This is a genomic window from Streptomyces sp. NPDC056948, from assembly GCF_042674225.1.
Lineage (GTDB): Bacteria > Actinomycetota > Actinomycetes > Streptomycetales > Streptomycetaceae > Streptomyces > Streptomyces purpurascens.
The window spans coordinates 1-23,629 of record NZ_JBHUQX010000104.1 but is presented as its reverse complement, the minus strand read 5'-3'; the positions used below and the strand labels follow the sequence as shown (position 1 = coordinate 23,629).

Sequence of the window (23,629 nt, the reverse complement as noted above, 5' to 3'; positions counted from 1 at the left end):
CTTCCGCTCCTGGGCGGCCAGTTCGCGGTACTCGGCCGCCGGATGGTCGGCCCGGACACGAGGTCCGCCGCCCGGGCCGTGCAGGCGTTCGCGCAGCGTGCTGCCGGTGGGCGCGTCCGGGAGCCGGTCGCGTTCGCGCAGCTCGGGCACGACCAGGTCGACGAAGTCGGTGAAGGTGCCGGGAGTCACGGCGTAGGCGAGGTTGAACCCGTCGATGTCCGCCTCCTCCACCCAGCGTTCCAGCTCATCGGCGACCGTGGCCGGGGAGCCCACCACCACCGGCCCGATACCCCCGATGCCCAGGTAGCGGGCCACCTGGTCGGGAGTCCAGCGACGGGAAGGATCGGCGGTGGAGAAGATCGCGAGCGCGGAGCGCACGGCTTCGGTGTCGACGTACTCCAGAGGCTGGTCCGGCGCGAGTTCGGACAGGTCGAGGCCGCTCCAGCCGCCGTAGAGGGCGAGGGCTCCCTCGTAGGAGGCGTAGGAGATCAGGTCGGCGTACTTGGCCCGGGCCTCCTCGTCGGTGGGGGCGGTGATCGCGGTGAGCAGGATGAAGATCTTGACGCTGTACGGGTCGCGGCCCTCGGCTGCGGCCTTGGCCCGGATGTCGTCGACGACGCGGCGGGTCGCCTGCGGGGTGACGGCGTTGATGAAGACGCCCTCGCCGTGCCGGGCGGCGAAGGCCCGGCCGCGGGGGGAGGCGCCGGCCTGGAAGACGACCGGGGTGCGCTGCGGCGACGGCTCGGACAGGAACACGCCGGGCACGGTGAAGTGGCGGCCCTTGTGGGCGATGTCCCGGATGCGGTCGGGGTCGGTGAAGACGCCCCGTTCCCGGTCCCGGACGACCGCGTCGTCGTCCCAGGAGTACTCCCACAGCTTGTAGCAGACCTCCAGGAACTCCTCGGCGACCTCGTAGCGGTCGTCGTGCCCGACCTGTTCGCCGAGCCCCAGGTTGCGGGCGGCGCTCTCCAGGTAGGAGGTGACGACGTTCCACGCGATCCGGCCCTTGGTCAGATGGTCGAGGGTGGTGAGGGTGCGGGCGAGCTTGTACGGCTGCTCGTAGGTGAGGGAGACGGTCACGCCGAAGCCGAGGCGCTCGGTCACCGCTGCCATGGCGGAGACGGCGGGCAGCGGGTCGGACAGCGGGATCTGCGCGCCCTGGCGGACGGCGGCGTCGCGCGAGCCCTGGTAGACGTCGTACGCGCCGAGCACGTCGGCGATGAAGAGCGAGTCGAAGCCGCCGCGCTCCAGCAGCCGCGCCAGATCGGTCCAGTAGGCGAGGTCGGTGTAGCGGTGCGCCTGGTCGTCGGGGTGCCGCCACAGGCCGGGCGACTGGTGGCCGACGCAGGCCATGTCGAAGGCGTTCAGATGGATGCGGCGGGTCATTTCAGGGCTCCGGAGGACAGGCCGGCGACGAGCCGGCGCTGGGCGGCCACGGCCAGGACGTAGACGGGCGCGATGCCGATGAGGGAGACGACGGCCTGCTGGCCGAACTCGACGTTCTTGTCGCCCTGGAAGAGGGAGAGCAGCACGGGCAGGGTCTGCGCACTGCTGTCCTGGGCGAAGCTGAGGGCGAAGAGGAACTCGTTGTAGCTGAGGAAGAAGCAGATCAGCGCGGCGGCCGCGACACCCGGCGCGATGAGCGGCAGGACGACGCGCCGCAGGCTCGCCCAGGGTCCGAGCCCGTCGAGCCAGGCGGCCTCCTCGATCTCCTTCGGCACCTTCCGTACGAAGCCGTCCAGCAGCCAGATCGCCACCGGCACGTTCGCCAGCCCGTCCACGAGGGCGAGCCCGGTGACGGTGTTGTTCAGCTCCAGGTTCCGCAGCAGGTAGAACAGCGGGAGGACGGCCACGACGGGCGGCGCGCAGTAGCTGGACAGGACCAGGGTCGCGAGCCTGCCCCCACGGCGTCCGGCCCGCGCGGTGAAGTACGCGCCCGGTACGGCGATCAGCAGCGTGAGCAGGACGGAACCGGCCGCGACCGTCCAGGAGTTGACGATGTAGTGGCCGACGTCGACGGCCCGGAAGGTGTCGGGCCAGTTCCGCCAGAACAGGTGGGAGGGCAGCAGTCCGCCGTTGAGGACGTCGTCGCGGGAGCGGACGGAGAGGGAGGCGACGTAGAGCAGCGGTACGGCCATGAGCAGGGCGATGACCGTGAGCAGCGCGGTGAGTCCGGTGGGGCGGCGGCGCCGTGCGGGGCGGCGCGAGGGCCTCTTGGTCACGGGCTCGGCCGCCGCCTCTTCCCGTACGGCTTCGAGCGTGGTCATACCGCCACCTCCTCGTACCGCTTGCGGCGGATCGCCACCAGGCTCGTGACCAGGCCGATGAGCAGGGAGAACAGCACGGTCGCGGCCGCGGCGCCGCCGACGTCGAACTCCTGCAGCGCGGTGCGCTGGATGTCGTACGTGCTCGTGGTGGTGGAGAAGCCCGGGCCTCCGGACGTCACGACGTAGACGATGTCGAAGACCTTGAAGCCGATCACGAGTTTGAGCAGCAGGACCGACAACAGGGTCGGTTCGATGTACGGCAGGACGATCGAGCGGAGGGTGCGCGAGCGGCCGGCGCCGTCGAGGGCGGCGGCCTCGCGCAGCTCGTCCGGTACGCCGAGGAGCGCGGCGTACACCAGCAGCATCACGAACGGTGTCCACTGCCAGCTGTCGATGACGACGAGGGTGGTGAAGGCCCCCGTACTGCTGCCGAGCGGATTCACTCCGGGCAGTCCCAGCGCGTGCAGGACGCCGTTGAGGGCGCCGCCCACCGGGGCCAGCAGCAGCTTCCACGCCACGCCGACCATGACAGGCGGGGTGACCAAAGGCAGCAGCAGGAGCGTGCCCAGCAGGCCCGGGCGGGCCGCCCGGGCGCGCAGCAGGAGCGCGAGGGCGGTGCCCAGCACCAACTGCACAGCGGCGGCGAGCACCGCGAAGAGCGCCGACCGCCACAGTGAGCCCGTGAACGACTGGCTCTCCAGCGCGGTACGGAAGTTGTCGAACCCGGTCCAGCGTTGCAGGGGCCGGGCAAGCGTGGAGTCGGTGAAGGCCAGGCCGATGACGTAGACGAGCGGGTAGGCGGCGAAGACCGCGAGGAAGACCACGGACGGCGCGGCGAGCGCCCCCGGGACCCGGGCGGCCGGCCTGGCTGTCATCCGGACGCTCCCTCGAGTTCCTTGGCCCAGGCGCGCTGCGCGTTCCCCAGAGCGGTCTTCGCGCTCTGCTTGCCCTGCAGGCCGAGCGCGAGTTCGTCCACGAGGGTCTGGAGCAGGTCGGGGGCCTTGGGCACGGTCGGCCACGGCAGGGGATCGCCGGCGAGGCCGGTGCGGACGACCTCGTAGGAGTCGGGCGAGTTCTTGCGGAACGCCGAGGAGCTGAGGGTGCTGGTGCGGATCGGGTCGGCGCCCGCGTCGGGCCGGGCGAGCACGAGGAGGTTCTGCTGTGCGGCGGTGGCCCACTTGATGAAGGCGGCGGCGGCCTCCTTCTGCTTCGACGCCGTGGACACCGCCAGTCCGAAGCCCGCGTCCAGCGAGGTTCGGGGCTTGGTGTTGTCGCCACCGACCGGGAGCGTGGTGACGGCCCACTTGTCGACGACCTTGGACTGCCCCGGGTCCTGGGCGCGCTTGGCGAAGTCGGTCCAGAAGTCGAGCATGGCGCCCTTGCCGTCGAGGAAGGCGGGCAGCGCCTGGTCGAAGCCGATCTGCAGCGGGGTGGGCAGTGCGCTGGGCGCGGCGTCGAACAGCACCTGCGCGGCCTCGATCGCCGCCGGGGTGTCGAGGGTGGGCGCGCCCGACGCGTCGAGGAACGAACCGCCGTATCCGGCGAGGCGGTTGGCGAAGGCGCAGCCGAGGATCACCGGGACCTGCTGGGCCTCGATGATGGTGCCGTAGTACTTGCCCTTGGCGTCCTTGGTTATCTTCGCGGCGACGTCGTTGTACTCGTCCCAGGTGCGGGGCGCCTCGACCTTGTGCCGTTCGAAGATCTCGGTGTTGTAGAAGAGGATGTGGGTGTCGCCGTCGTAGGGCAGGCCCCAGCGCTTGCCGTCGTAGCGGGTGTAGGTGTCGTACAGGGAGGGCAGGAAGTCGCTCTCGTCGATGTCCTTGTGCGCCTTGATGTACGCGGTGAGGTCCTCGATGACTCCGCCCTCGGCGAGGGTCCCGACGGCCGCGTACCAGTACATGAAGACGTCGAACTGGCCCGCCCCGGACTGCACGTCGAGCACGGCCTTCGCCGTCAGCTTGTCGTACGGCACGGGTGTCACCGACAGCTTGGCGCCGGTGGCCTCCTCGAAGGGCTTGCTCAGGTACTTGAACGACAGGGCGTTCGGCTGGTTGGCCAGGATCTTGAGGGTGACCCCGTCGAGGTCGGGCTTGGCGGTCGGGTCGAGCACGGCGGCCTCGGAGGAGCCGCAGGCGGTCAGGAGCGGGCCGGCCGCGGCGAGGGCGGCGGCACCGCCGGCGGCGCGCAGCAGGTGTCTGCGGGAGAGCGGGGAGCGCGGGAGGCGCGGGGTCGGGGTCATGCGGTGGTTCTCCTGGCTTCTTCTTACGCAAGAGTTCTCACGTAGAGAGATTTCTTAGGTGTAGAGGGTGAAAGGCGCGTGGGCGCCGTTCAGGAAGTGGTCGCCGACCTCGCGGAGCTTGTAGGCGACGGGGTCGTGCAGGGTGTGGGTGCGCACGTTGCGCCAGAACCGGTCGAAGCCGTGCGCGGACGCCGTCGACCTCGCGCCGGTGACCTCGAGGATCCGGGCGGTGATGTCGAGGGCGGCCTTGGTCGAGGCGACCTTGGCGGCGGCGACGGTGACGGCGATCTCGCCGCGCTCCTCGGCGCTGAGGTCCCGGCCGCGGTCGAGGCCGCGCTGGATGGCTTCGGCGGCGTGGTCGGCGAGGAGCCGCACCGAGCGTGCGGACACGGCGAGTTCGCCGTAGGTGGCCAGTGTGTAGGGGTCCTGGGTGGCGGAGTCGACGCCCGACAGCAGCCAGGGGCGGGTGGTGTCGCGGGTGTAGTCGGCGGCCGCGGCGAGCGCGCCCTCGGCGATGCCCAGGTAGAAGTGGACGAAGACGAGCTGGATCGCGGGGGTGACCAGGGTGGCGAACGGGGAGAGGGTGTCCGCCTCCTCGGAGAGGGACCCGATGATGTCGTCCGCCGCCACCGGAACGGCGTGGAACTCCACGCTGCCGCTGGCCGAGAGCCGCTGCCCGAAGTTGTCCCAGTCGTCGTGGCGTACGACTCCGGGGTGGGCCGGGTCGACGAAGGCGACCACGGGTTCGCCGGTGTCCGTGCGGGTGGCGCCGACGACGAGCCGGTCGGCCACGCGGGCGCCGGTGGCGAAGCTCTTGCGCCCGTCGAGCCGGAAGCCCTCGCCGTCGGGGGTCAGGGTGACGTCCGGGTCCCTGGGGTTGAACGCCCCGCCCCACAGCCACTGCCCCTCGGCCGCCGCGCGCTCCAGCCGCTCGACGGTGGCGGGCTCACCGAAGAAGCGCGGGTTCCAGGACAGCAGGTAGTGATAGCCGAGGAGTTGGCCGATCGAGCCGTCCCCGGCGGCGATCTCGCGGATGACGGCATAGGCGGTGCGCCAGTCCGCTCCCCCGCCGCCGTACTCGGCGGGGACGAGCAGCGTGAGCAGCCCGGCCGCGCGCAGCCGTTCGGCCTCCTCGAAGGGCGGCTTGTTGTCCTTGTCGCGCTGGGCGGCGTCCTGGGCGAGGTCGGCGGCCACGGCACGGGCGGTGGCGATCCAGTCGGTGGTGGGCATGGGGTCCTCAGACGATTCCGTTGGCGGGCGGGGCGACCCCGTTCAGGGCGTGGTTGCCGAGGTGCTGGATCTTCCAGCGGCGCGGGTCGTGCAGGGTGTGGGTGCGGGCGTTGCGCCAGTGGCGGTCCAGGCCGCGGCCGCCGGTCACGGACCGGGTGCCGATGAGGGCGAAGACGTCGTTGGACACGGTCAGCGCGGCGGTGTCGGCCTGGGCGCGGGCGGCGGCCACGGCGACGGAGGCCTCCGCCGCGAGGTCGGCGTCCTCAGGGGCACCACGGGCGGCGTCGAGGGCGGCTCCGGCCCGGTCGAGGAGGGCCTCGGCGGCGCGCACGACCAGGGCCAGCTCCCCGAATCTCTGGATCACCAGCGGTTCTTCGTTCGCCCGGTCGGCGCCCGACTCGCCCCACGGCCGGGCGATGTCCCGGATCAGCTCGCCGCCCTCCTCCAGGGCCGCGCGGGCGATGCCGGTGTCGACGGCCGCGTGGATGAACTGGCCGAAGGCGCCGAAGACCTCGGGCCGCTCGAAGGTGAGGTGGTGGGGCACCACCCGGTCGGCGGGCACGTGCACGTCCTCGAACCGTACGGTGCCGCTGGCGGTGCCGCGCTGCCCGATGCCGTCCCAGTCGTCGACCACGGTGACGCCGGGGGCGTCGTGCGGGACGAAGGCCGCGGTGAGGCTGTCGTCCGGGGCGAGTGCGAAGACCGGGATCCAGTGGGCGAACAGGGCGCCGGTGGAGTAGTTCTTGGTGCCGGTCAGGGTGTACGAGCCGTCGGGGCGGGGCTTGAGGCGGGTGGAGAACTCCAGCGCGTGCCGGGTGCCCTTCTCGGCGAGGGCGTTGCCGAACCTGCGTCCCGCCAGCAGTTCGGCGTAGAACAGGTCGCGCTGCCCGGCCGTGCCGTTCTCCTTCAGCACCTCGACGAAGAGGAAGTGGTTCTGCGGGATCTGGCCGATGCTGGCGTCGGCCGCGGACAGCAGCCGGACGACCTCGCCGAGGGTGCGGGCGCCGACCTCGGCACCACCGTGGGAGCGGGGCACGGTGATGCCCAGCAGCCCGGAGGCGGAGAGCCGGTCGAGTTCGGCGCGCGGCAGGATGCGTTCCGCGTCGCGCAGGGCGGCGTCGCGGGCGAACTCGGCGGCCAGTCGGGCCGCGACGGCGACCGCCTCGGCGTCGTCGGCGATCACATGCGTCATCGTGGGTTTCCCGCACCCGCGAAGGGGACCTGGGCGGAGGCCGCGACACGCGGGAAGGGGTGCTGCCACAGGCCCTGTGCCTCGAGCCTCGGCAGGACGCCCTCGCCGAACCAGTAGGCCTCCTCCAGGTGGGGGTAGCCGGACAGGACGAACTCCTCGATGCCGAGGGCCGCGTACTCCTTGATGCGTTCGGCGACCTCGTCGTGGCTGCCGACCAGGGCCGTGCCCGCCCCGCCGCGCACCAGGCCGATGCCGGCCCACAGGTTGGGGTGGATCTCCAGGCCGTCCCGGTTGCCGCCGCCGTGCAGGGCGAGCATGCGCTGCTGCCCGGCCGACTCGCTGCGGGCCAGCCCGGCCTGCACGGACGCCACGGTCTCCGGGTCGAAGCCGTCCAGCAGCCGGTTGGCCTCCGCCCAGGCCTGCTCGGAGCTGTCGCGGGTGATGACGTGCAGCCGGATGCCGAACCGGACGGTGCGGCCCTGCTCGGCCGCCAGCTTCCTGATCCAGGCGATCTTCTCGGCGACCTGCGCGGGCGGTTCGCCCCAGGTGAGGTACACGTCCACGTGCCGCGCGGCGATCTCTCCGGCGATCGGCGAGGAGCCGCCGAAGTAGACCTCGGGGACCGGGTCGGGCACACGGGCCAGCGTCGCGTCCGCCACCTGGAGGTGCTCGCCGTGCAGATCGACGGTCTTGCCCTCCCACAGCTCGCGCACGATCTGCAGGAACTCGCCGGTACGGCGGTAGCGCGCGTCCTTGTCGAGGAAGTCGCCGTAGGCGCGCTGCTCGTGACTCTCGCCGCCGGTGACGACGTTGAGCAGCAGCCGTCCGCCGCTCTGCCGCTGGAAGGTGGAGGCCATCTGCGCGGCGAGCGTGGGCGAGACGAAGCCGGGCCGGAAGGCGACCAGGAACTTCAGCCGCTCGGTGTTCTGGCTGACCATCGCCGTGGTCAGCCACGCGTCCTCGCACCAGGCGCCGGTGGGGGTCAGGGCGCCGACGAAGCCGAGGTCCTCGGCGGCGCGGGCGATCTGGCTCAGGTAGGCGACCGTCGGCGGCCGGTCCCGGCCGGAGGCGGTGGCCGGGGTGCCGTGGCCGCCGCCGACGACATGCCGGCTGTCGCCGTTCGTGGGCAGGAACCAGTGGAAGGTGAGGGACACGAGAGATCTCCGATCGCGAGAAGTGGGGAGGGTGAGGAGGGGGGGAAGGAGGGTGGTCAGAGCAGGCCGTGCCGGGGCGGCCGGGTGCCGTTGAGTACGTAGCGGCCGATGTGCTGGACCTTCCAGCGGGCCGGGTCGTGCAGGGTGTGGGTGCGGGCGTCGCGCCAGTGGCGGTGCAGGCCCAGGGAGTCGAGCGCCGCGCGGGTGCCGGCGACCTCGAAGAGGGCGCTGCCGATCTCGACGGCGGTCTCCGCGGCGGTCACCTTGGCGGTGGCCACCGCGATCGAGGCCTCGGCGGCCGAGTCGTCGGTCAGGTCCTCCCGCGCGGCGTCGACCGCCCGGGCGGCCTCCCGCAGCAGGGCCTCCGCCGCCCGGAGGCGGATCGAGAGTTCACCGAACCGCTGGATCAGCAGCGGATCCTCCGCGGCCGTCTCCAGCCCGCTCTCGAACCAGGGCCGGCTCTTCGTACGGACGAACTCCACGGCCTCCGCCAGCGCCCCGGAGGCGATCCCCGCGTCGATGGCGGCGTGCAGCAACTGGGCCACGGCGCCGTGGAGTTGGGGCCCCTGGAAGGTGAGGTGGTGGGGCAGGACCCGGTCGGCCGGGACGGGCACCCGCTCCAGGCGGACCGTTCCGCTGGCGGTGGTGCGCTGCCCCATGCCGTCCCAGTCGTCGACGACCGTCAGGCCGGGGGCGTCGCTCGGCACGTACGCCACGTGCAGGGTGTCGTCGTCGGCTCGGGCCAGGACGGGGATCCAGTGGGCGAACAGCGCGCCCGTGGAGTAGTGCTTGACGCCGTCGAGGACGTACGAACCGTCCGGGCGTCGCGCGAGCCTGGTGCGGATGTCCTGCACATGCTTGGTGCCCGCCTCGGACTGGGCGTTGCCGAACCGCCTGCCCCGCAGCACCTCGCCGAAGAAGAACTCCTGCTGGGCGTGCGTGCCCTGGCGGCGCAGCACGTTGACGTAGACGAAGTGGCTCTGCGGGATCTGGGCGAGACTGGCGTCGGCGGATGCCAGCAGCCGGAAGATCTCGGCGAGCGTCTCGGTACGGACGTCCGCGCCGCCGAACTCGGCCGGGACGCTCACGGCCGGCAGACCGGAGGCGGACAGCCTTTCCAGCTCCGCGTGCGGGAGCCTGCGCCGTACGTCCCGTTCGGCGGCGTCCTTGCGGAAGTCCGCGGCCAGGTCGGCGGCGACGGCCAGGGCCTCGGCGTCGTCGGCGATCACATGGGCCGTGCTCATCCGGTGGCCGCCAGTACGGTCGTACGGCCGCCCAGCGCGGTGGAGAACTGGTCCGTGACCTGGGCCAGGGCCTCGGCCGAGCCGGGCGCGACGGTCAGGGAGCCGTCGTCGCTCACGGTGATGTCCTTGTCGAGGGTGAACCAGCCCGGGACGATGTGCGCGGCGCCCATGGAGCTCAGCACCGGACGCAGGGCGTAGTCGATGGCCAGGACGTGGGCGGTGGAGCCGCCGGTGGCGAGCGGCAGGACCGTCTTGCCGGCCAGTGCGTACTGCGGGAGCAGGTCCAGCAGGGACTTCAGCAGTCCGGAGTAGGCGGCCTTGTAGACGGGGGTGCCGACCACCACTCCGTCCGCCTGCTCGACCAGGGCGGTGGCCCGGACGATCTCGGGGTGCCGGAAGTCCGCCCCGAGGAGCGCCTCGGCGGGGACGTTCCGGACGTCCAGCGGGATCACCTCGTGCCCCTGGGCGGTGAGCCGGGCGTCGAGGTGGCGCAGCAGTCGCTGGGTGCGGGAGGTGGCGGAGGGGCTGCCGGACACGGAGACGATGGTGGCCATGCGGGGGTCTTCCCTTCGTGGCTGTACTCGGGCGGGTGAGGATCAGGCGTGGGCTGCGGCGGGCTCGAAGTCGGGCTCCTGTGCCTCCAGTTCGCGCACGAGGGGCAGCACCCGCTTGCCGAAGTACTCGACCTCCTCGTGGTAGTGCAGGAAGCCGAGGAGGAAGAGGTCGACGCCGAGCCGCTTGTAGGCGACGATCCGTTCGGCGATCTGCTCGGGTGTGCCGATGAGGCCCGTGCGGAAGCCGTCGTTGTACTGGACGAGGTCCTCGAAGCTGGAGTCCTGCCACATGCCCTTGCCGTCGGCGGTGGACTGCCCGGCCTGCTGGACGGCGTCGCGGAAGCCGTGCACGGCCTCGGTGTCGGCGTGGGCGACGATCTCGCGGAGCTGCTCGCGGGCCTCGGCCTCGGTGTCTCGGGCGATGAGGAAGCCGTTGAGCCCGAACTTCGGGGGCGTGCGGCCCGCCTCGGCGGCGGAGGCGCGTACGTCGTTGATCTGCTCGGTGACGCCCTCGAAGTCCTTGCCGTTGCTGAAGTACCAGTCGGAGACCCGGCCGGCCATGGCGCGGGCGGCCGAGGAGTTGCCGCCCTGGAAGATCTCCGGGTGCGGGCGCTCGGGGGTGTTCAGCGGCTTGGGCTTGAGGGAGAAGTCGCGCACCCGGTAGAAGTCACCGGCGAGTTCGGCGTGGTCCTCGGTCCAGATGGTGCGCAGGGCGGTGATGAACTCCTCCGCGCGCCGGTAGCGCTCGTCGTGCTCAAGCCACGGCTCGCCCAGCGCGGTGAACTCGCCCTTGAACCAGCCGCTGACGACGTTGACGGCGAAGCGGCCGTTCGACAGGTGGTCGGCGGTCGCGCCGAGCTTGGCGAGGACGCCCGGGTGCCAGAGGCCGGGGTGGACAGCGGCGATGACCTTCAGCCGCTGGGTGGCGAGCAGCAGGGCGAGGCTGAAGCTGGTCGACTCGTGCTGGTTCTCGGCACCGTAGCTGGCCATGTAGCGGACCTGGCTGAGCGCGTAGTCGAAACCGTTGTTCTCGGCGAGGACGGCCAGTTCGCGGTTGTAGTCGTAGCCCCAGTCGGTGCGCTGCTCGACGGTGCTGGTGACCAGGCCGCCGCTGACGTTCGGCACCCAGTAGGCGAAACGGACGGGGTCGGCTGCGGGCGGTACGGGCATGGGGGACTCCTGGGGAGAGCGGAATGGCGCGCGAAACACACAGACGTCGGCACGGGAACGTGCTCGCAAGGGGAATTCAGGCGCGCTGGAGCAGCGGTCCCGGGAAAGCCGTCAGCACGACGGAGAACGTCCGGGACCGGAATTCAGGAACGGAGAGGGCGCAGAAAGCGAGTGGGAGGGTTTCCCTCCGTGCGCTGCGCTCAGACGCGGCTGCGACAGCAGGAGCTGGAGACACGCGCGAGATCGACGTAGCGTCGCTGCGTGAGGTCCTGTCGCTTCATGTCAACGATCCAACCAAGCGTGGGTCCGGCCGGTCAAGAAGACCCGGTGGTGATTCCACATGGTGAGAGTCGGTATTCACGAGGTTGTGACAGGGATTCCCTTGAACCGGGCTCGCGGGGGACGCAGTCTCCTGTCGTGCGTATAGAACAGCTGGAATACATCGCCGCCGTCACCCGGTTCGGTTCGCTGCGGCGTGCCGCCGAGGAACTCCATCTGTCCCAGCCCGCGTTGAGCGAGACCGTGCGCAACCTGGAGCGGGAGCTCGGTGTGGACCTGCTGGAGCGCAAGCGGTCGGGGGCGAAGGTCAGCGACGAGGGCCGGGAGCTGCTGCCGCACATCATGACGGTGCTGGACGCGGTGGACCGGCTGCGCGGCGCGGCCGGCGACCAGCACCGCATCAGCCGCATGGTGCGGCTCGGCACGGTCAACACGGCCACCGTTCCGCTGCTCATCCCGACCGTGCGTGAGTTCCGCTCAGCGCACCCGGCCACCCAGGTCGAGGTGGTCGGCGCGCAGCAGGCCGACATCCACCGCGGGCTGCTGGAGGGCGCCTTCGACTTGGGGCTGGTGAACTATCTCCACGGCGACGACATGCCGCCCGGCTTCGAGACGACCGAGCTGCTGCGCGGGCGGCCGGTCGTGTGCGTACGCCCGGACAGCCCGCTGGCGGCCCTGGAGACGGTGGATGTGGACAGCCTTCTCGCCGAGCCCCTCATCGTGATGCGGTCCGGCTATGTCATGCACCGCTACGTCCACCGGCTGCTGCGCGGCCGGACACCGTCCTTCTCGTACTCCACCGACGGCGCCGAGATGGGCAAGCTGATGGTCGCCGAAGGGCTGGGGGCGACGGTGCTGCCCGACTTCAGCGTCCTCGGCGATCCCCTGGAGCGGCGGGGCACCCTCACCGTACGGCCGCTGGCGGGGGACGAGACCGATGTGCTGCTGGTGCTGCAGCGCCGCCATGCCGTCTCGGTCCCCCGGGCCGTGCGTGATCTGCACGCGCTGTTCGTACGCAACGCGGACGCGCACCGGGAGTCGTGAAGTCCGCCCTGACCCGAACGGGTGGTTCACACACTCCGTCGGCGTAGGGGGACGCCTCTCGCGGGGCGGCCGGGCCGGGGCGCGCCGGAAGCTCCAAGGAGATTGGAGTCATCATGCTCCGTGCGAATCCGCCCCGCGTCAGCGTGATCATCCCCGCGTACAACTCCATGCCGGAACTGACGAAGTGCGTCAGCTCCGCCATGGAGCAGACGCTCGGCCTGGACAAGATCGAGATCATCGCGGTCGACGACGGCTCGACCGACGGCACCGCGGGCGAGCTGGACCGGCTCGCCCGCTCCTGTTCCAGCCTGCGCGTCGTGCACCAGCCCAACAGCGGAGGAGCCGGAGGCCCGCGCAACACCGGTCTGGACATGGCCGGCGGTGACTACGTCTTCTTCCTCGACTCCGACGACTACCTGGGCCCGGACGCCCTGCGCCGCATGGTCGCGATGGCGGACGAGAACCGCACCGACGTGGTCCTCGGCAAGATGGTGTCCGTGGGCGGACGTGCCGTACCGACGGCCGTCTTCTCGCACAACCAGCCCCGGACCGATGTCTTCTCCTCCGCCGCCTACCGCACCCTGGGCTGCTGGAAGCTGTTCCGGCGCTCGCTGATCGAGCGGCTGGACCTGAGGTTCCCGCCCTACCGCAACTGCGAGGACAAGCCGTTCACCGCCGCGGCCTTCCTCAACGCCGACGGCATCTCCGTGGTGGCCGACTACGACTGCTACTACTCACGCAACCGCCAGAACGGCAACAATCTCACCCTCACCGCCGCCGACCTGGTCCACCGCATGGACGGCACCCGGCTGTGCTTCGAGACGGTCGCCCGCTATCTGGAACCCGGCCCGCGCCGGGACCAGATCATGCGCCGCCATGTGGAGTGGGAGCTGTGCGGGCCCTTGCGGGGCCTGCTGCCCAAGGAGAGCGAACAGCAGGCCCGGGAGCGCTTCTATCCGCAGTTCCGGCAGTGGGCACTGAGCCATGTGACCGAAGGTGTCTTCCAGCAGCTCGCCCCGCCGGACCGGCTCATCGTCCACCTCCTGCGCGCGGACCGGTACGAGGACCTCCTCACCGTGGCCCGGCACGCCAAGGAGGACGCGGCGCGCGGCAACGTCGTCGACAAGGGCCGCGTCTACTGGTGCCACCCCTTCTTCCGGGACCCGGTGAAGGCGGTCCCGGACGCCTGCTTCGACGCCACGGACCGGCTCCCGGTCCGTCATGAACTGGCCGAAGCGGCATGGACGGGCGGCGGCGGTGTGCTCCGGCTCGCCGGCCATGCCCGTATCGAGTCCCTGGGCGCCCTCGAGCCCACCACCCGGCTGATCCTGCGCCCGCGTGGCTTCCCGCACCCGGACATCCGGGTGCCCGTGACCGTCCGAACCGCCTCCCACCAGCCCGACGACCAGGCCACCGGCTTCCTCGTCGAGGTGGATCTGAGCACCGTCGACTCGGGCGCACCGCTCGGCACCGGGGTGTGGGACCTCCACCTGGACGTGCGGGCCAACGGAGTCAGCCGGACCGTCAGGCTCCGGCAGGCCGGGACCGACGCGAACGGCCAGAGGACCGCCCCGCCGCGGCGCGAGGTCGTGGCCACCACCGCGCGTCCGTTCTTCACTCCGTACGGGAACTTCTCCCTGGACATCCGGCGGACCGACGACGAGCCGGTCTGCCAGGTGACCGGGATCGCCTGGGACACGTCCGCGCCCGGCACGCTCGTCGTCAGCGGACGCCTGACCGATGAAGCAGCGGGCCGCCCCAGGCCCACGGCCCTGCGCGCCGAAGGCGACTCGGGCTCGGTGCGAGAGGTGCCCCTGCGGTACGCACCGGACGGCGGCGGCACCGGCTTCACCGCCCGCCTTCCGGTCAGGAAACTGTCTCCAGGACGCTGGACGCTGACCCTCCGTACGGACGAGCCGGACAGCCGGATTCCCGTCCCGCCCCTGAAGGGACTGACCGGCACCCGCTGGTTCCGCGCCACCCGGCTCGGCCGCCCCTACTACGCCAAGCCACTCCCCCGCGGCTCGAAGGGGGCCATGGTGCTGCGCGTGGCACCGGTCGGACTGACGGCGGCACTTCGCCGACGGCTCGGTTGAAGCGGATCCGGGTCTCACCCGTGGCATCGACCTGACCCCCCGACCTGATGCCCTGTCAGCAGGTCATCTGTCCCGGACTCTTGACTCGTAAGGCGGTAGTGGTCATCCTCGTCGCACCATGGGCGAGGTCATGACAATCGGGCTGTCGCTCCCCGGCCCTCAGGGGCCCAGGACGGCCCGATACGTCGACCCCGCCATCCCGCCGACCAAGGGACGTGGGCTGTGACCAGTGCCGGACGCCCGTACCGCAGACGCAAAAACATCACCGTTGTGTCGCTCCTCCTGCTCGTGCTCTCCATCGCGCTCGGTCCCACACCGAGTTCGGCGGCCGGAACCGACTGGTGGAACCCGACCGCGCGGCCCGCGCCGGACTCCGGGGTCAACGTCACGGGGGAGCCCTTCACCGGCACCGACGACCGGGGCGAGGTGCGCGGCTTCGTCGACGCGCACGACCACATCTTCTCCAACGAGGCCTTCGGCGGCCGTCTGATCTGCGGAAAGCCGTTCTCCGAGCAGGGTGTCGCGGACGCGCTCAAGGACTGTCCCGAGCACTACCCGGACGGCTCGCTCGCGATCTTCGACTTCATCACCAACGGCGGTGACGGCAAGCACGACCCGAACGGCTGGCCCACCTTCAAGGACTGGCCTGCCCACGACTCGCTGACCCACCAGCAGAACTACTACGCCTGGGTGGAGCGGGCCTGGCGCGGCGGCCAGCGGGTGCTGGTCAACGACCTCGTCACCAACGGCGTCATCTGCTCCGTGTACTTCTTCAAGGACCGCGGCTGCGACGAGATGACGTCCATCCGGTTGCAGGCCAAGCTGTCGTACGACATGCAGGCCTACATCGACAAGATCTACGGCGGGCCGGGCAAGGGCTTCTTCCGGATCGTCACCGACAGCGCGCAGGCCCGTGAGGTCGTCGAACAGGGCAAGCTGGCGGTCGTCCTCGGCGTAGAGACCTCCGAGCCGTTCGGCTGCAAGCAGATCCTCGACATCGCACAGTGCAGCAAGGCCGACATCGACAAGGGCCTGGACGAGCTGCACGCGCTGGGTGTGCGCAGCATGTTCCTGTGCCACAAGTTCGACAACGCGCTGTGCGGTGTCCGCTTCGACTCGGGCTCGCTCGGAACGGCCATCAATGTCGGGCAGTTCCTGTCGACGGGCACCTACTGGAAGACGGAGCAGTGCAAGGGGCCCCAGCACGACAACCCCATCGGCAACGCCTCGGCGCCCGCGGCCGAGAAGAAGCTCCCGGCGGGCGAGGAGGTCCCCTCGTACAGCGCTGACGCCCAGTGCAACGTCAGAGGACTCACCGCACTCGGCGAGTACGCCACCCGCGGCATGATGAAACGCGGGATGATGCTGGAGATCGACCACATGAGCGTCAAGGCCACCGGCCGGGTGCTCGACATCTTCGAGGCCGAGTCCTACCCCGGCGTGCTCTCCTCGCACAGCTGGATGGACATGGACTGGACCGAGCGGGTCTACGGTCTCGGCGGCTTCATCGCCCAGTACATGCACGGCTCCGAGGGCTTCATCTCGGAGGCGAAGCGCACCGAGGCCCTGCGCGACAAGTACGGGGTGGGCTACGGCTACGGCACCGACATGAACGGCGTCGGCGGCTGGCCGGGCCCGCGCGGAGCGGACGCCCCGAACAAGGTCACGTACCCCTTCAAGAGCGTCGACGGCGGCTCCGTCATCGACCGGCAGACCACCGGTGAGCGCACCTGGGACCTGAACACCGACGGCGCCGCCCACTACGGTCTCGTCCCGGACTGGATCGAGGACATCCGCCGGGTCGGCGGCCAGGACGTGGTGGACGATCTCTTCCGCGGCGCCGAGTCCTATCTCGACACCTGGGGGGCCTCCGAGAGCCACGAGGCCGGAGTCAATCTCGCGGCAGGCTCCACCGCGTCGGCCAGTTCCTCGGAGTGGAGCCTGTTCACGAGCTACAAACCGCACCGGGCCGTCGACGGCGACGGCGGCACCCGCTGGGCGAGCGACTGGAGCGACGACCAGTGGTACCAGCTCGACCTCGGGTCCACACGGGACGTCGAGCGGGTCACCCTCGACTGGGAGCGCGCCTACGCGAAGTCGTACCGCGTAGAGCTCTCCACGGACGGGGTGAACTGGCGGACCGCCTGGTCCACGACGGCGGGCGACGGTGGCCTGGACACCGCGAGATTCACCGGCACACCGGCCAGGTACGTACGCGTCCAGGGGCTGGAGCGCGGCACCGGCTGGGGCTACTCCCTCTCCGAGGTCGGCGTCCACGGCGGCTGACACCCACGAGAGGGGTTCCATGGCACGGTTGCCGTCCGCCGAGCGGCGGCGACAGCTCACCGAAGCGGCGATCAGGGCGATGGCCCGGGACGGCGTCCCCAGGACGACGACCCGGTCCATCGCCGCCGAGGCGGGCGTCTCGCTGAGCGTCTTCCACTACTGCTTCGACTCCAAGCAGGAGCTGATCGAGTCCGTCATCACCACCATCACCGGGCACTACGTGACGGTGGTGAAGGAGGCCCTGCGGCCCAGGGCCGGCCTCGAGGAGACCGTCCGGGCGGGCTTCCAGGCGTACTGGGAGCACGTCCGCGCCCACCCCGACGAGCACATGCTCACCTATGAGCTCACGCAGTACGCGCTGCGCCAGCCCGGCTTCGAGCATCTGGCGCGGCGCCAGTACGAGCTGTACGCCGAGGCGTACATCGAGCTGATCGACCAGCTCCGGCAGACCAGGGGCCTGAGCCTGCGCGTGCCCGCCCCCGTCCTGGCGCGCTACCTGGCCGCCATGACCGACGGCCTGACCCTCAACTACCTCGTGCTCGGCGACGACGACGCCTGGTCGGGCATCCTCGACACGGTCACCGCGCACATCGCCGGCCTGGTGTGCGAGCCCTGAGAACAGGCGGGATGCACGTCCGGCTCCTTACGCTCGTAGGGAAGGGTTCTCCCGGAGGTGACAGTCATGCGAGGCTCGCTGATACAGCTGTCCGTGGACGCGACGGACTCCGCCGAGGAGCGCCGGCGCAGGGCGGCCTCGCTGGTCCGCGGCCGGACCGGCGACGACCTGGTGGTCCTGCCGGAACTGTGGACGGCCGGCGCCTGGTCGTACGACGGCTGGGGGCGCGACGCCGAAGGGGTCGACGGTCCCACCGCCGAGGCCATGTCCGCCGCGGCCCGTGCGGCCGGGGTCTGGCTCCACGCCGGATCGATCGTCGAACGGGACGGGGACGGGACGCTCTACAACACCGCGCTCCTCTTCGACCGGGCCGGTGACCTGCGCGGCCGCTACCGCAAGATCCACCGGTACGGCTTCGACACGGGTGAGGCGACCATGATGGGCGGGGGCGGCGACATCGTCACCGTGCCCACCGAATTCGGTGTGATCGGCCTCGCCATCTGCTACGACCTGCGCTTCCCCGAGCTCTTCCGGGGCCTGATCGACGAAGGGGCGGAGCTGATCGTGGTGCCCGCCGCCTGGCCCGCGGCCCGGCTCGCCCACTGGCAGCTCCTGACCCGCACGAGAGCCCTGGAGGAGCAGGTCTTCCTGCTGGCCTGCTGCGCCACGGGTGCCCATGGCGGTATGCGGCAGGGCGGGCACAGCGTGGCCGTCGACCCCTGGGGGACCGTCCTGGGCGAGGCCGGCACCGCGGCGGAGACGGTGACGGTGGAGGTCGACATGGGCGAGGTCGCCCGGATCCGCTCCGAACTCCCCGTCCTGCGTGATCGTGTCCTCGCCGTGGGGTCCGCCGCCGGTCGGTGACGTCGACGGCCCGCCTACACGACGCCCTGGGCCGTCATCGCCTCGGCGACGCGGAGGAAGCCCGCGGTGTTGGCGCCGAGGACGTAGTCGTCGGGGTCGCCGCCGTAGGTCTCGGCGGTGACTCGGCACTGGGCATGGACCTGCCCCATGATGGTGGCGAGTCGGTCCTCCGTCCGCTCGAAGGTCCAGCTGTCGCGCGAGGCGTTCTGCTGCATCTCCAGCGCGGAGGTCGCTACCCCGCCCGCGTTGGCCGCCTTGCCGGGGGCGAAGAGGATCCGCGCCTCGCGGAACACCTCGATCGCCTCGGGCGTGCAGGGCATGTTCGCGCCCTCGGCCACGGCGAGCACGCCGCTCTTCACCAGCGCGACGGCGTCCTGCCGGCCCAGCTCGTTCTGCGTCGCGCACGGCAGGGCGATGTCGCACGGCACGTCGTACACCGACCCCCGGGCGGAGAACCGCGCGGTCGGCTTCGCCTCGGCGTAGGCGGAGACCCGGGCCCGGCGCACCTCCTTGACCTCCTTGAGCAGGTCGAGGTCGAGGCCGTCCTCGTCGACCAGATACCCGGAGGAGTCGGAGCAGGCCACCACGCGCCCGCCCAGGGCGTGGACCTTCTCGGCGGCGTAGACGGCGACGTTTCCCGAGCCGGAGACCACGACCCGGCGTCCGTCGAAGTCCTGGCCGCGGGTGGCGAGCATCGCCTGGGCGAAGTACACCGCGCCGTAGCCGGTGGCCTCGGTGCGGGCGTGCGAACCGCCCCAGCCGACCGGCTTGCCGGTCAGGACGCCGGCCTCGTAGCGGTTGGTGATCCGCTTGTACTGGCCGAAGAGGTAGCCGATCTCGCGGCCGCCCACCCCGATGTCCCCGGCGGGCACGTCCGTGTGCTCGCCCAGGTGGCGGTACAGCTCCGTCATGAACGCCTGGCAGAAGCGCATGACCTCGCCGTCCGAGCGGCCCTTGGGGTCGAAGTCCGACCCGCCCTTGCCGCCGCCGATCGCCATGCCGGTCAGCGCGTTCTTGAAGATCTGCTCGAAGCCGAGGAACTTGACGATGCCCAGGTTGACGCTGGGATGGAAGCGCAGGCCTCCCTTGTAGGGCCCCAGCGCGCTGTTGAACTCCACCCTGAAACCGCGGTTGACCCGCACGGTGCCCTGGTCGTCCACCCACGGGACCCGGAACATGAGCTGCCGCTCGGGCTCGCAGAGCCGCTCCACGATCCGGGCCTCGGCGTACTCCGGGTGGGCCCGGAGCACGGGGCCTATGGCGTGCAGGACTTCGTGTGCCGCCTGGTGGAACTCCGTTTCGCCGGGGTCCCGTCGGCGGAGGGTGTCGTGGACGGCCTCGATGTGGGCGCTGACATCCATACGTGCGGTGTCTCCGTTCCGGTGCGGCCGGTCAGTCGGCCTGTGGCTCTTCCGCCGCCGCCCAGCCGATCAGGGCGCCGCGCAGTGCGGCCACCAGGCGGCCGGCGGCCTCGTCCTCGGTGCGGCCGCTCTTGATGAGGTCGAGGATGTCGCGCGGGTCGAACAGCGCGTTCCACAGGTAGAGGGCTTCGTCTCCGAGGTCCTCGAGGCCGAGTTCCTCGGTGGTCTGCCGCAGCGGTTCGGCGAGGGCTTCGGCCTGCGGCGTGAGGTAGCCGGTCCCTTCGCGCAGGCGCTCGAGATAGCCGCGGTGCGAGCGCATCTGGGCCATCGCGCCGCCGTGTTCGAGGACGAGGGAGACCCAGTGCCGGGACACCGCTTCGAGTTTCGCCATGCCGCGGGTGGTCTGCCGGGCGCTGAAGTCCTTCAGTTCGGAGCCCACTTGGGCACGGAAGGCGTGCAGCACCTCCTCGACGGAGGAGAAGTGGCGGTAGGCCGTCGCGGTGGACACCTCGGCGTGCTTGGCGATCTCGGCGAGGCTGACGGGCGTGGGCGAGTTCTCGAACAGTCGCGCGGCTGCCTTGATGAGGTGCCTGCGGTTGCGCTCGGTGTCACTGCGCATGGGTCGATTCCTCGTCGTGTACGGGACGGTGCTCATCGCAGGGCCGAAAGACCGGCGGCCAGGCGGCGGACACCCTCGGTGATGGACTGCGGGCTGGCAGCGTACGACAGCCTCAGGTGCCCCTCACCCCTCGCTCCGAACTCGCTCCCGGGCCGGACCGCGATGCCGTGCCGCGTGCGCAGCGCGGCCACGACCTCCACGGACGGCAGATCGATGTCGTAGCGCGGGAATTGGTAGAAGGCCCCTTCCGGTGCGCTGAGGGTGAGGCCCGGGATCGCGGCCAGTTCCCTGCGCATGATCTCGCCGCGCTCCTTGTAGGCGGCGCGCATCCGGGCGACGTCGTCGTCGCAGCTCTCCACCGCGACCAGCGCGGCGTCCTGGATGACGGTGTTGACGGAGCCGTTGAAGGTGTTGTGGATGCGTGCGGCCGCCTGGATGAGCGGCGACGGGCCCCAGAGGTAGCCGACGCGCCAGCCGGTCATCGCGTAGCTCTTGGAGAAGGTCTGGCAGTAGACGGTCCGGTCGCGCAGGCCGTCGACGGAGAGCGCCGAGGTGAAGGGGCGGCCGGTGTAGTCGAGGTCGGAGTACGCCTCGTCGGAGATGACGATGGTGGGGGTGCCGTCGAGCAGGGCGGCGAGCGCTTCGAGTTCCTCCCGGCTGTGCACGATGCCGGTCGGGTTGACGGGGTTGCAGAAGACGAAGAGCTTGGCGTCGGTGAGGGCGTCGGCGAGCCGGTCGAGGTCCCAGTGCAGGTCGGGGGCGAGCGGGACGGGGACGACGGTGCCGCCGGCCATGGCGACCAGGTCGCCGTAGAGGGAGTAGGTGGGGTCGGGGACGACGACCTTGTCGCCGGGGTCGACGAGGGACAGGATCGACGCGGCCAGCCCGGCGGTGCCGCCCTGGGTGATCAGGACGTCGGCGGCGGACGCCGGGGTCCCGGCGATGGCGGTCAGCTTCGCGGCGAGGGCCTCGCGCAGGGCCGGTTCGCCGAGCAGCGGGGAGTAGTGGGTGCGGCCGGCGCGCAGCGCGGCGTGGGCCGCCTCGGTCACCCGCTCGGGGGTGTCGAAGTCGGGTTCGCCCATCGCGAGGGAGACGAGGTCGGACCGGGACTGCGGCTGCTGCGTCCGGCGGGAGGCGGCCGCGATCCGGGCGACGGCGGCGGCGGTGCCGGACAGGGGCGGCTGCGTGGTGACGGTGGGCGGCATGCGCTCCTCCTGGAAACGGGGTGGTCAGGCCTGCGGTGCGGCGTCGGCGGGGGCGCCCGCCCGGCGGCTGATCTCGAGGTCGGCGGAGACGTCGCGCTGGCGGGTCGGGGCGACGACGATCTCCTGGAGGACGACGCGCTGGGGAAGCGCGACGGCCAGACGGATGGCCTCGGCCACGTCCTCGGGCTGCACCATGCCGGCGCGCTCCTCCGGCGCCGGGGGCCGGGCGCGGTTGTCGAGGATGGGGGTGTCCGCTTCGCCCGGCAGCACGGTGATCGCGCGCAGGCCCTGGTTGCGGAACGTGTTGTGCAGGAAGGTCATGAAGTTGCGTACGCCCGCCTTGGCCGCGCCGTAGGCGGCGCCGCCGAGCAGGTTGGGGTTGACGGCGGCGAGCGAGGAGACGGTGACGATGGTCCCGGCGCCGCGGTCGAGCATGTCGGGCAGGACGGCCTGGGTGAGCTGGAACACCGCGGTGAGGTTCACGTCGAGGACCTGGCGCCACTCGTCGTGCGGGAGCCACTGCGGGTTGAGCACCGACGAGGAGCTGCCCGCGTTGTTGACGAGGATGTCGACCGGGCCGAGTTCGCTCCGCACCCGGTCGAGGACGCGTGTCACGTCGTCCGCGCGGGTGATGTCCACGGCGAGGGCGAGAGCGGTCCCGCCTTCGGCGCGGATCGTGGCGGCGACCGAGTCGAGGGCCTCCTGTCTGCGGCCGAGCAGGACCACGGCGGCGCCGTCCCGGGCGAGCAGTCGCGCGGTCTCGAGCCCCATTCCGCTGCCGGCTCCTGTGATGAGCGCGATCGCGCCGGACGATGTCGTCACCGTTTCTCCTCCATCGGTGATATGAGATTCACCTTGCATGTGAGAATAGATTCTCAAATTGTCTGGGGCAAGGGCTGGGTCAGGATCCCGGGCGTGGATGCGGGCGAGGGCGCGGTGAACCCGAGGGCGCCGAATGCCTCGGCAGCCGCCCGTCCGAGCGCGCGGACCTCGGACTCGCGGTGCGCGAAGCGGCGCAGCGAGGTCTCGCGGTCGATCCAGCGGAACCTGAGTTCCCGCCCCGGCCCGGCCTGCCCGAGCAGGGGCAGGGACGCCCGTGCGGCGACCCCGACGATGGGATAGCCGGCGGTCAGGCTCCGGTAGCGGCCGAGGACGATCAGCTCGTCCGCGTGCGGGATCTGCAGCGCTCCGATGGGCACGCCGTGCGACACGATCTCGGTGTCGGTGTCCGGGTGGAGCACCGGTCCGTCGAGCCTGAGCCCGACGTGGTTGGAGCGCGGTGTGACGACATAGGTCGCCTCCTCGATCACCTCGCGGATCCCCGCGATCGTCCGCATGCCGGGGGTGGGGACGACGTCGACGACCCACGGTCCGTCGTCGAAGCGCGGGACGGGCACGGGGAGCCGGAACAGCTCCGCCTCGAACGGCCGGTGCCTGAATCCCCGGAACGCCGTCTCCAGCAGGACGCGCGAGCCGGGTGCGACGGCCTGCCCGAAGCCCATCCGGGCGTCCGGGGCGGCGCTGCCCAGCAGTGTTTCGGTGCTCAGCGTTCCGTTCACCGCCAGATAGGTGCGGGTCCCGCGGCTCATGTCCCCGCGGATCCGTACCTCGTGGCCCGCGGGGACGACCAGCGGCGACCAGCCGTCCGCCGGCGAGCCCGCGACGGTGACCTGGGCGGGCGCGCCGGTCACCGCGAGCAGCACGTCGGCGTCGGGCACGAGGGCCAGCTCGCCGCCCAGGTTCTCCAGCAGGGTCGCGCCGCGGGGGTTGCCCACGAGGAGATTGGCCACGGCCGCCGAGTGCTGGTCGGCCGCTCCCCCGGTGGGAACGCCACGCTGTTCCGTGCCGCTCCGGCCGAGGTCCTGGAACGTGGTGATCCATCCGGTGCTGGTGAAGTCGAGCGTCACGGTCGTCATACGGCCACCTCCGTCGGCAGCAGAAAGCCCTCGCCCAGCGCCTCGGCCTCGTCCCGGGTGACGGGGACGAAGCGCACGACGTCGCCGGTGCCGAACGACACGGGGTCCGGGCGGGAGATGTCGACGATGGTGTGCGGCGTACGCCCGACCACCCGCCAGCCGGTCGGGCCGGGGAACGGCTGGATGATCGCGTTGGTCCCGGCGATCATGACGGCGCCGGGGGCGACGTCCGTGCGCGGCTCGGCCCGCCGGCGCACCGGCCGGGGCACCTTGAGCCCGTCCATCATCGGGGC

General features: G+C 71.3%; 22 protein-coding genes. 5 read left to right on the top strand and 17 right to left on the bottom strand.

Features of this window, described 5'->3' with window-relative positions:
- From ACFTZL_RS15915 to ACFTZL_RS15865, 11 genes are all read right to left on the bottom strand, one after another.
- The coding region (locus ACFTZL_RS15915; RefSeq protein WP_382582153.1) for an LLM class flavin-dependent oxidoreductase at window positions 1-1,386 on the bottom strand (1,386 nt) is incomplete at its 3' end.
- Window positions 1,383-2,267 carry a carbohydrate ABC transporter permease gene (locus ACFTZL_RS15910; protein ID WP_382582149.1) on the bottom strand — a complete coding sequence of 295 codons (885 nt, stop codon included), beginning with the start codon at window positions 2,265-2,267 and terminating at the stop codon, window positions 1,383-1,385. The genes ACFTZL_RS15915 and ACFTZL_RS15910, both read right to left, overlap by 4 nt.
- Window positions 2,264-3,142, bottom strand: a complete 879-nt coding sequence (locus tag ACFTZL_RS15905; RefSeq protein ID WP_382582146.1) for a carbohydrate ABC transporter permease — start codon at window positions 3,140-3,142, stop codon at window positions 2,264-2,266. Before ACFTZL_RS15905 ends, ACFTZL_RS15910 begins: the two co-directional genes overlap by 4 nt.
- Entirely contained in the window at window positions 3,139-4,506 is a 1,368-nt protein-coding gene (locus ACFTZL_RS15900) for an ABC transporter substrate-binding protein (RefSeq protein WP_382582143.1), read from the bottom strand. Before ACFTZL_RS15900 ends, ACFTZL_RS15905 begins: the two co-directional genes overlap by 4 nt.
- 54 nt (window positions 4,507-4,560) lie before the next feature.
- Window positions 4,561-5,736, bottom strand: coding sequence for an acyl-CoA dehydrogenase family protein (locus ACFTZL_RS15895; RefSeq protein ID WP_382582141.1), 1,176 nt, complete (start codon window positions 5,734-5,736; stop codon window positions 4,561-4,563).
- Between the two features lie 7 nt (window positions 5,737-5,743).
- Complete coding sequence (locus ACFTZL_RS15890) at window positions 5,744-6,928, bottom strand: SfnB family sulfur acquisition oxidoreductase (protein ID WP_382582138.1); 1,185 nt, start codon at window positions 6,926-6,928, stop codon at window positions 5,744-5,746.
- The gene (locus ACFTZL_RS15885) at window positions 6,925-8,082 is read right to left on the bottom strand and encodes an LLM class flavin-dependent oxidoreductase (protein ID WP_382484459.1); all 1,158 of its coding nucleotides are present in this window, start codon (window positions 8,080-8,082) and stop codon (window positions 6,925-6,927) included. Before ACFTZL_RS15885 ends, ACFTZL_RS15890 begins: the two co-directional genes overlap by 4 nt.
- Window positions 8,083-8,138: 56 nt before the next feature.
- The gene (locus ACFTZL_RS15880) at window positions 8,139-9,326 is read right to left on the bottom strand and encodes an SfnB family sulfur acquisition oxidoreductase (RefSeq protein ID WP_382582135.1); all 1,188 of its coding nucleotides are present in this window, start codon (window positions 9,324-9,326) and stop codon (window positions 8,139-8,141) included.
- Window positions 9,323-9,880, bottom strand: a complete 558-nt coding sequence (gene ssuE, locus ACFTZL_RS15875; RefSeq protein WP_382582132.1) for an NADPH-dependent FMN reductase — start codon at window positions 9,878-9,880, stop codon at window positions 9,323-9,325. The genes ACFTZL_RS15880 and ssuE overlap by 4 nt, the downstream gene beginning before the upstream one ends.
- A gap of 42 nt (window positions 9,881-9,922) precedes the next feature.
- Window positions 9,923-11,050 (bottom strand): dimethylsulfone monooxygenase SfnG, encoded by a 1,128-nt coding sequence (sfnG, locus tag ACFTZL_RS15870; RefSeq protein WP_382582129.1) that lies wholly within the window; start codon window positions 11,048-11,050, stop codon window positions 9,923-9,925.
- Window positions 11,051-11,250: 200 nt separating this feature from the next.
- Window positions 11,251-11,331 carry a putative leader peptide gene (locus ACFTZL_RS15865; RefSeq protein ID WP_382582156.1) on the bottom strand — a complete coding sequence of 27 codons (81 nt, stop codon included), beginning with the start codon at window positions 11,329-11,331 and terminating at the stop codon, window positions 11,251-11,253.
- A 136-nt stretch (window positions 11,332-11,467) separates the two neighbouring features.
- On the opposite strand from ACFTZL_RS15865, the gene ACFTZL_RS15860 reads away from it, so the two are divergent.
- From ACFTZL_RS15860 to ACFTZL_RS15840, 5 genes are all read left to right on the top strand, one after another.
- Complete coding sequence (locus ACFTZL_RS15860) at window positions 11,468-12,373, top strand: LysR family transcriptional regulator (RefSeq protein WP_382582126.1); 906 nt, start codon at window positions 11,468-11,470, stop codon at window positions 12,371-12,373.
- Between the two features lie 113 nt (window positions 12,374-12,486).
- Entirely contained in the window at window positions 12,487-14,469 is a 1,983-nt protein-coding gene (locus ACFTZL_RS15855; RefSeq protein ID WP_382582123.1) for a glycosyltransferase family 2 protein, read from the top strand.
- Between the two features lie 222 nt (window positions 14,470-14,691).
- Window positions 14,692-16,755 (top strand): discoidin domain-containing protein, encoded by a 2,064-nt coding sequence (locus tag ACFTZL_RS15850; protein ID WP_382582120.1) that lies wholly within the window; start codon window positions 14,692-14,694, stop codon window positions 16,753-16,755.
- 19 nt (window positions 16,756-16,774) lie between these two features.
- Entirely contained in the window at window positions 16,775-17,371 is a 597-nt protein-coding gene (locus tag ACFTZL_RS15845) for a TetR/AcrR family transcriptional regulator (protein ID WP_382582117.1), read from the top strand.
- A 66-nt stretch (window positions 17,372-17,437) separates the two neighbouring features.
- On the top strand, window positions 17,438-18,235 hold the full coding sequence (locus tag ACFTZL_RS15840) for a nitrilase-related carbon-nitrogen hydrolase (protein ID WP_382582115.1): 798 nt from the start codon (window positions 17,438-17,440) through the stop codon (window positions 18,233-18,235).
- Between the two features lie 14 nt (window positions 18,236-18,249).
- Here ACFTZL_RS15840 and gdhA read toward each other — a convergent pair whose 3' ends face one another.
- From gdhA to ACFTZL_RS15810, 6 genes are all read right to left on the bottom strand, one after another.
- Window positions 18,250-19,596 (bottom strand): NADP-specific glutamate dehydrogenase, encoded by a 1,347-nt coding sequence (gene gdhA, locus ACFTZL_RS15835; protein WP_382582112.1) that lies wholly within the window; start codon window positions 19,594-19,596, stop codon window positions 18,250-18,252.
- A 31-nt stretch (window positions 19,597-19,627) separates the two neighbouring features.
- Window positions 19,628-20,215 carry a TetR/AcrR family transcriptional regulator gene (locus ACFTZL_RS15830; protein WP_382582109.1) on the bottom strand — a complete coding sequence of 196 codons (588 nt, stop codon included), beginning with the start codon at window positions 20,213-20,215 and terminating at the stop codon, window positions 19,628-19,630.
- Window positions 20,216-20,247: 32 nt separating this feature from the next.
- A complete protein-coding gene (locus tag ACFTZL_RS15825; protein WP_382582106.1) occupies window positions 20,248-21,420 on the bottom strand; it encodes a pyridoxal phosphate-dependent aminotransferase in 1,173 nt (390 codons plus the stop codon).
- Between the two features lie 24 nt (window positions 21,421-21,444).
- Window positions 21,445-22,242, bottom strand: a complete 798-nt coding sequence (locus ACFTZL_RS15820; protein WP_382582104.1) for an SDR family oxidoreductase — start codon at window positions 22,240-22,242, stop codon at window positions 21,445-21,447.
- A gap of 53 nt (window positions 22,243-22,295) precedes the next feature.
- Entirely contained in the window at window positions 22,296-23,336 is a 1,041-nt protein-coding gene (locus ACFTZL_RS15815; RefSeq protein WP_382582101.1) for a biotin-dependent carboxyltransferase family protein, read from the bottom strand.
- Window positions 23,333-23,629, bottom strand: a 297-nt coding sequence (locus ACFTZL_RS15810; protein ID WP_382582098.1) for a carboxyltransferase domain-containing protein, incomplete at its 5' end; no start/stop codon positions are given. The genes ACFTZL_RS15810 and ACFTZL_RS15815, both read right to left, overlap by 4 nt.

Bases quoted from the DNA above. Each gene is read 5' to 3' on its own strand.
- ACFTZL_RS15910 (WP_382582149.1), bottom strand. From the start codon at position 2,267: ATGACCACGCTCGAAGCCGTACGGGAAGAGGCGGCGGCCGAGCCCGTG.
- ACFTZL_RS15905 (WP_382582146.1), bottom strand. From the start codon at position 3,142: ATGACAGCCAGGCCGGCCGCCCGGGTCCCGGGGGCGCTCGCCGCGCCG.
- ACFTZL_RS15900 (WP_382582143.1), bottom strand. From the start codon at position 4,506: ATGACCCCGACCCCGCGCCTCCCGCGCTCCCCGCTCTCCCGCAGACAC.
- ACFTZL_RS15895 (WP_382582141.1), bottom strand. From the start codon at position 5,736: ATGCCCACCACCGACTGGATCGCCACCGCCCGTGCCGTGGCCGCCGAC.
- ACFTZL_RS15890 (WP_382582138.1), bottom strand. From the start codon at position 6,928: ATGACGCATGTGATCGCCGACGACGCCGAGGCGGTCGCCGTCGCGGCC.
- ACFTZL_RS15880 (WP_382582135.1), bottom strand. From the start codon at position 9,326: ATGAGCACGGCCCATGTGATCGCCGACGACGCCGAGGCCCTGGCCGTC.
- ssuE (WP_382582132.1), bottom strand. From the start codon at position 9,880: ATGGCCACCATCGTCTCCGTGTCCGGCAGCCCCTCCGCCACCTCCCGC.
- sfnG (WP_382582129.1), bottom strand. From the start codon at position 11,050: ATGCCCGTACCGCCCGCAGCCGACCCCGTCCGTTTCGCCTACTGGGTG.
- ACFTZL_RS15865 (WP_382582156.1), bottom strand. From the start codon at position 11,331: ATGAAGCGACAGGACCTCACGCAGCGACGCTACGTCGATCTCGCGCGT.
- ACFTZL_RS15855 (WP_382582123.1), top strand. From the start codon at position 12,487: ATGCTCCGTGCGAATCCGCCCCGCGTCAGCGTGATCATCCCCGCGTAC.
- ACFTZL_RS15845 (WP_382582117.1), top strand. From the start codon at position 16,775: ATGGCACGGTTGCCGTCCGCCGAGCGGCGGCGACAGCTCACCGAAGCG.
- ACFTZL_RS15840 (WP_382582115.1), top strand. From the start codon at position 17,438: ATGCGAGGCTCGCTGATACAGCTGTCCGTGGACGCGACGGACTCCGCC.
- gdhA (WP_382582112.1), bottom strand. From the start codon at position 19,596: ATGGATGTCAGCGCCCACATCGAGGCCGTCCACGACACCCTCCGCCGA.
- ACFTZL_RS15830 (WP_382582109.1), bottom strand. From the start codon at position 20,215: ATGCGCAGTGACACCGAGCGCAACCGCAGGCACCTCATCAAGGCAGCC.
- ACFTZL_RS15825 (WP_382582106.1), bottom strand. From the start codon at position 21,420: ATGCCGCCCACCGTCACCACGCAGCCGCCCCTGTCCGGCACCGCCGCC.
- ACFTZL_RS15815 (WP_382582101.1), bottom strand. From the start codon at position 23,336: ATGACGACCGTGACGCTCGACTTCACCAGCACCGGATGGATCACCACG.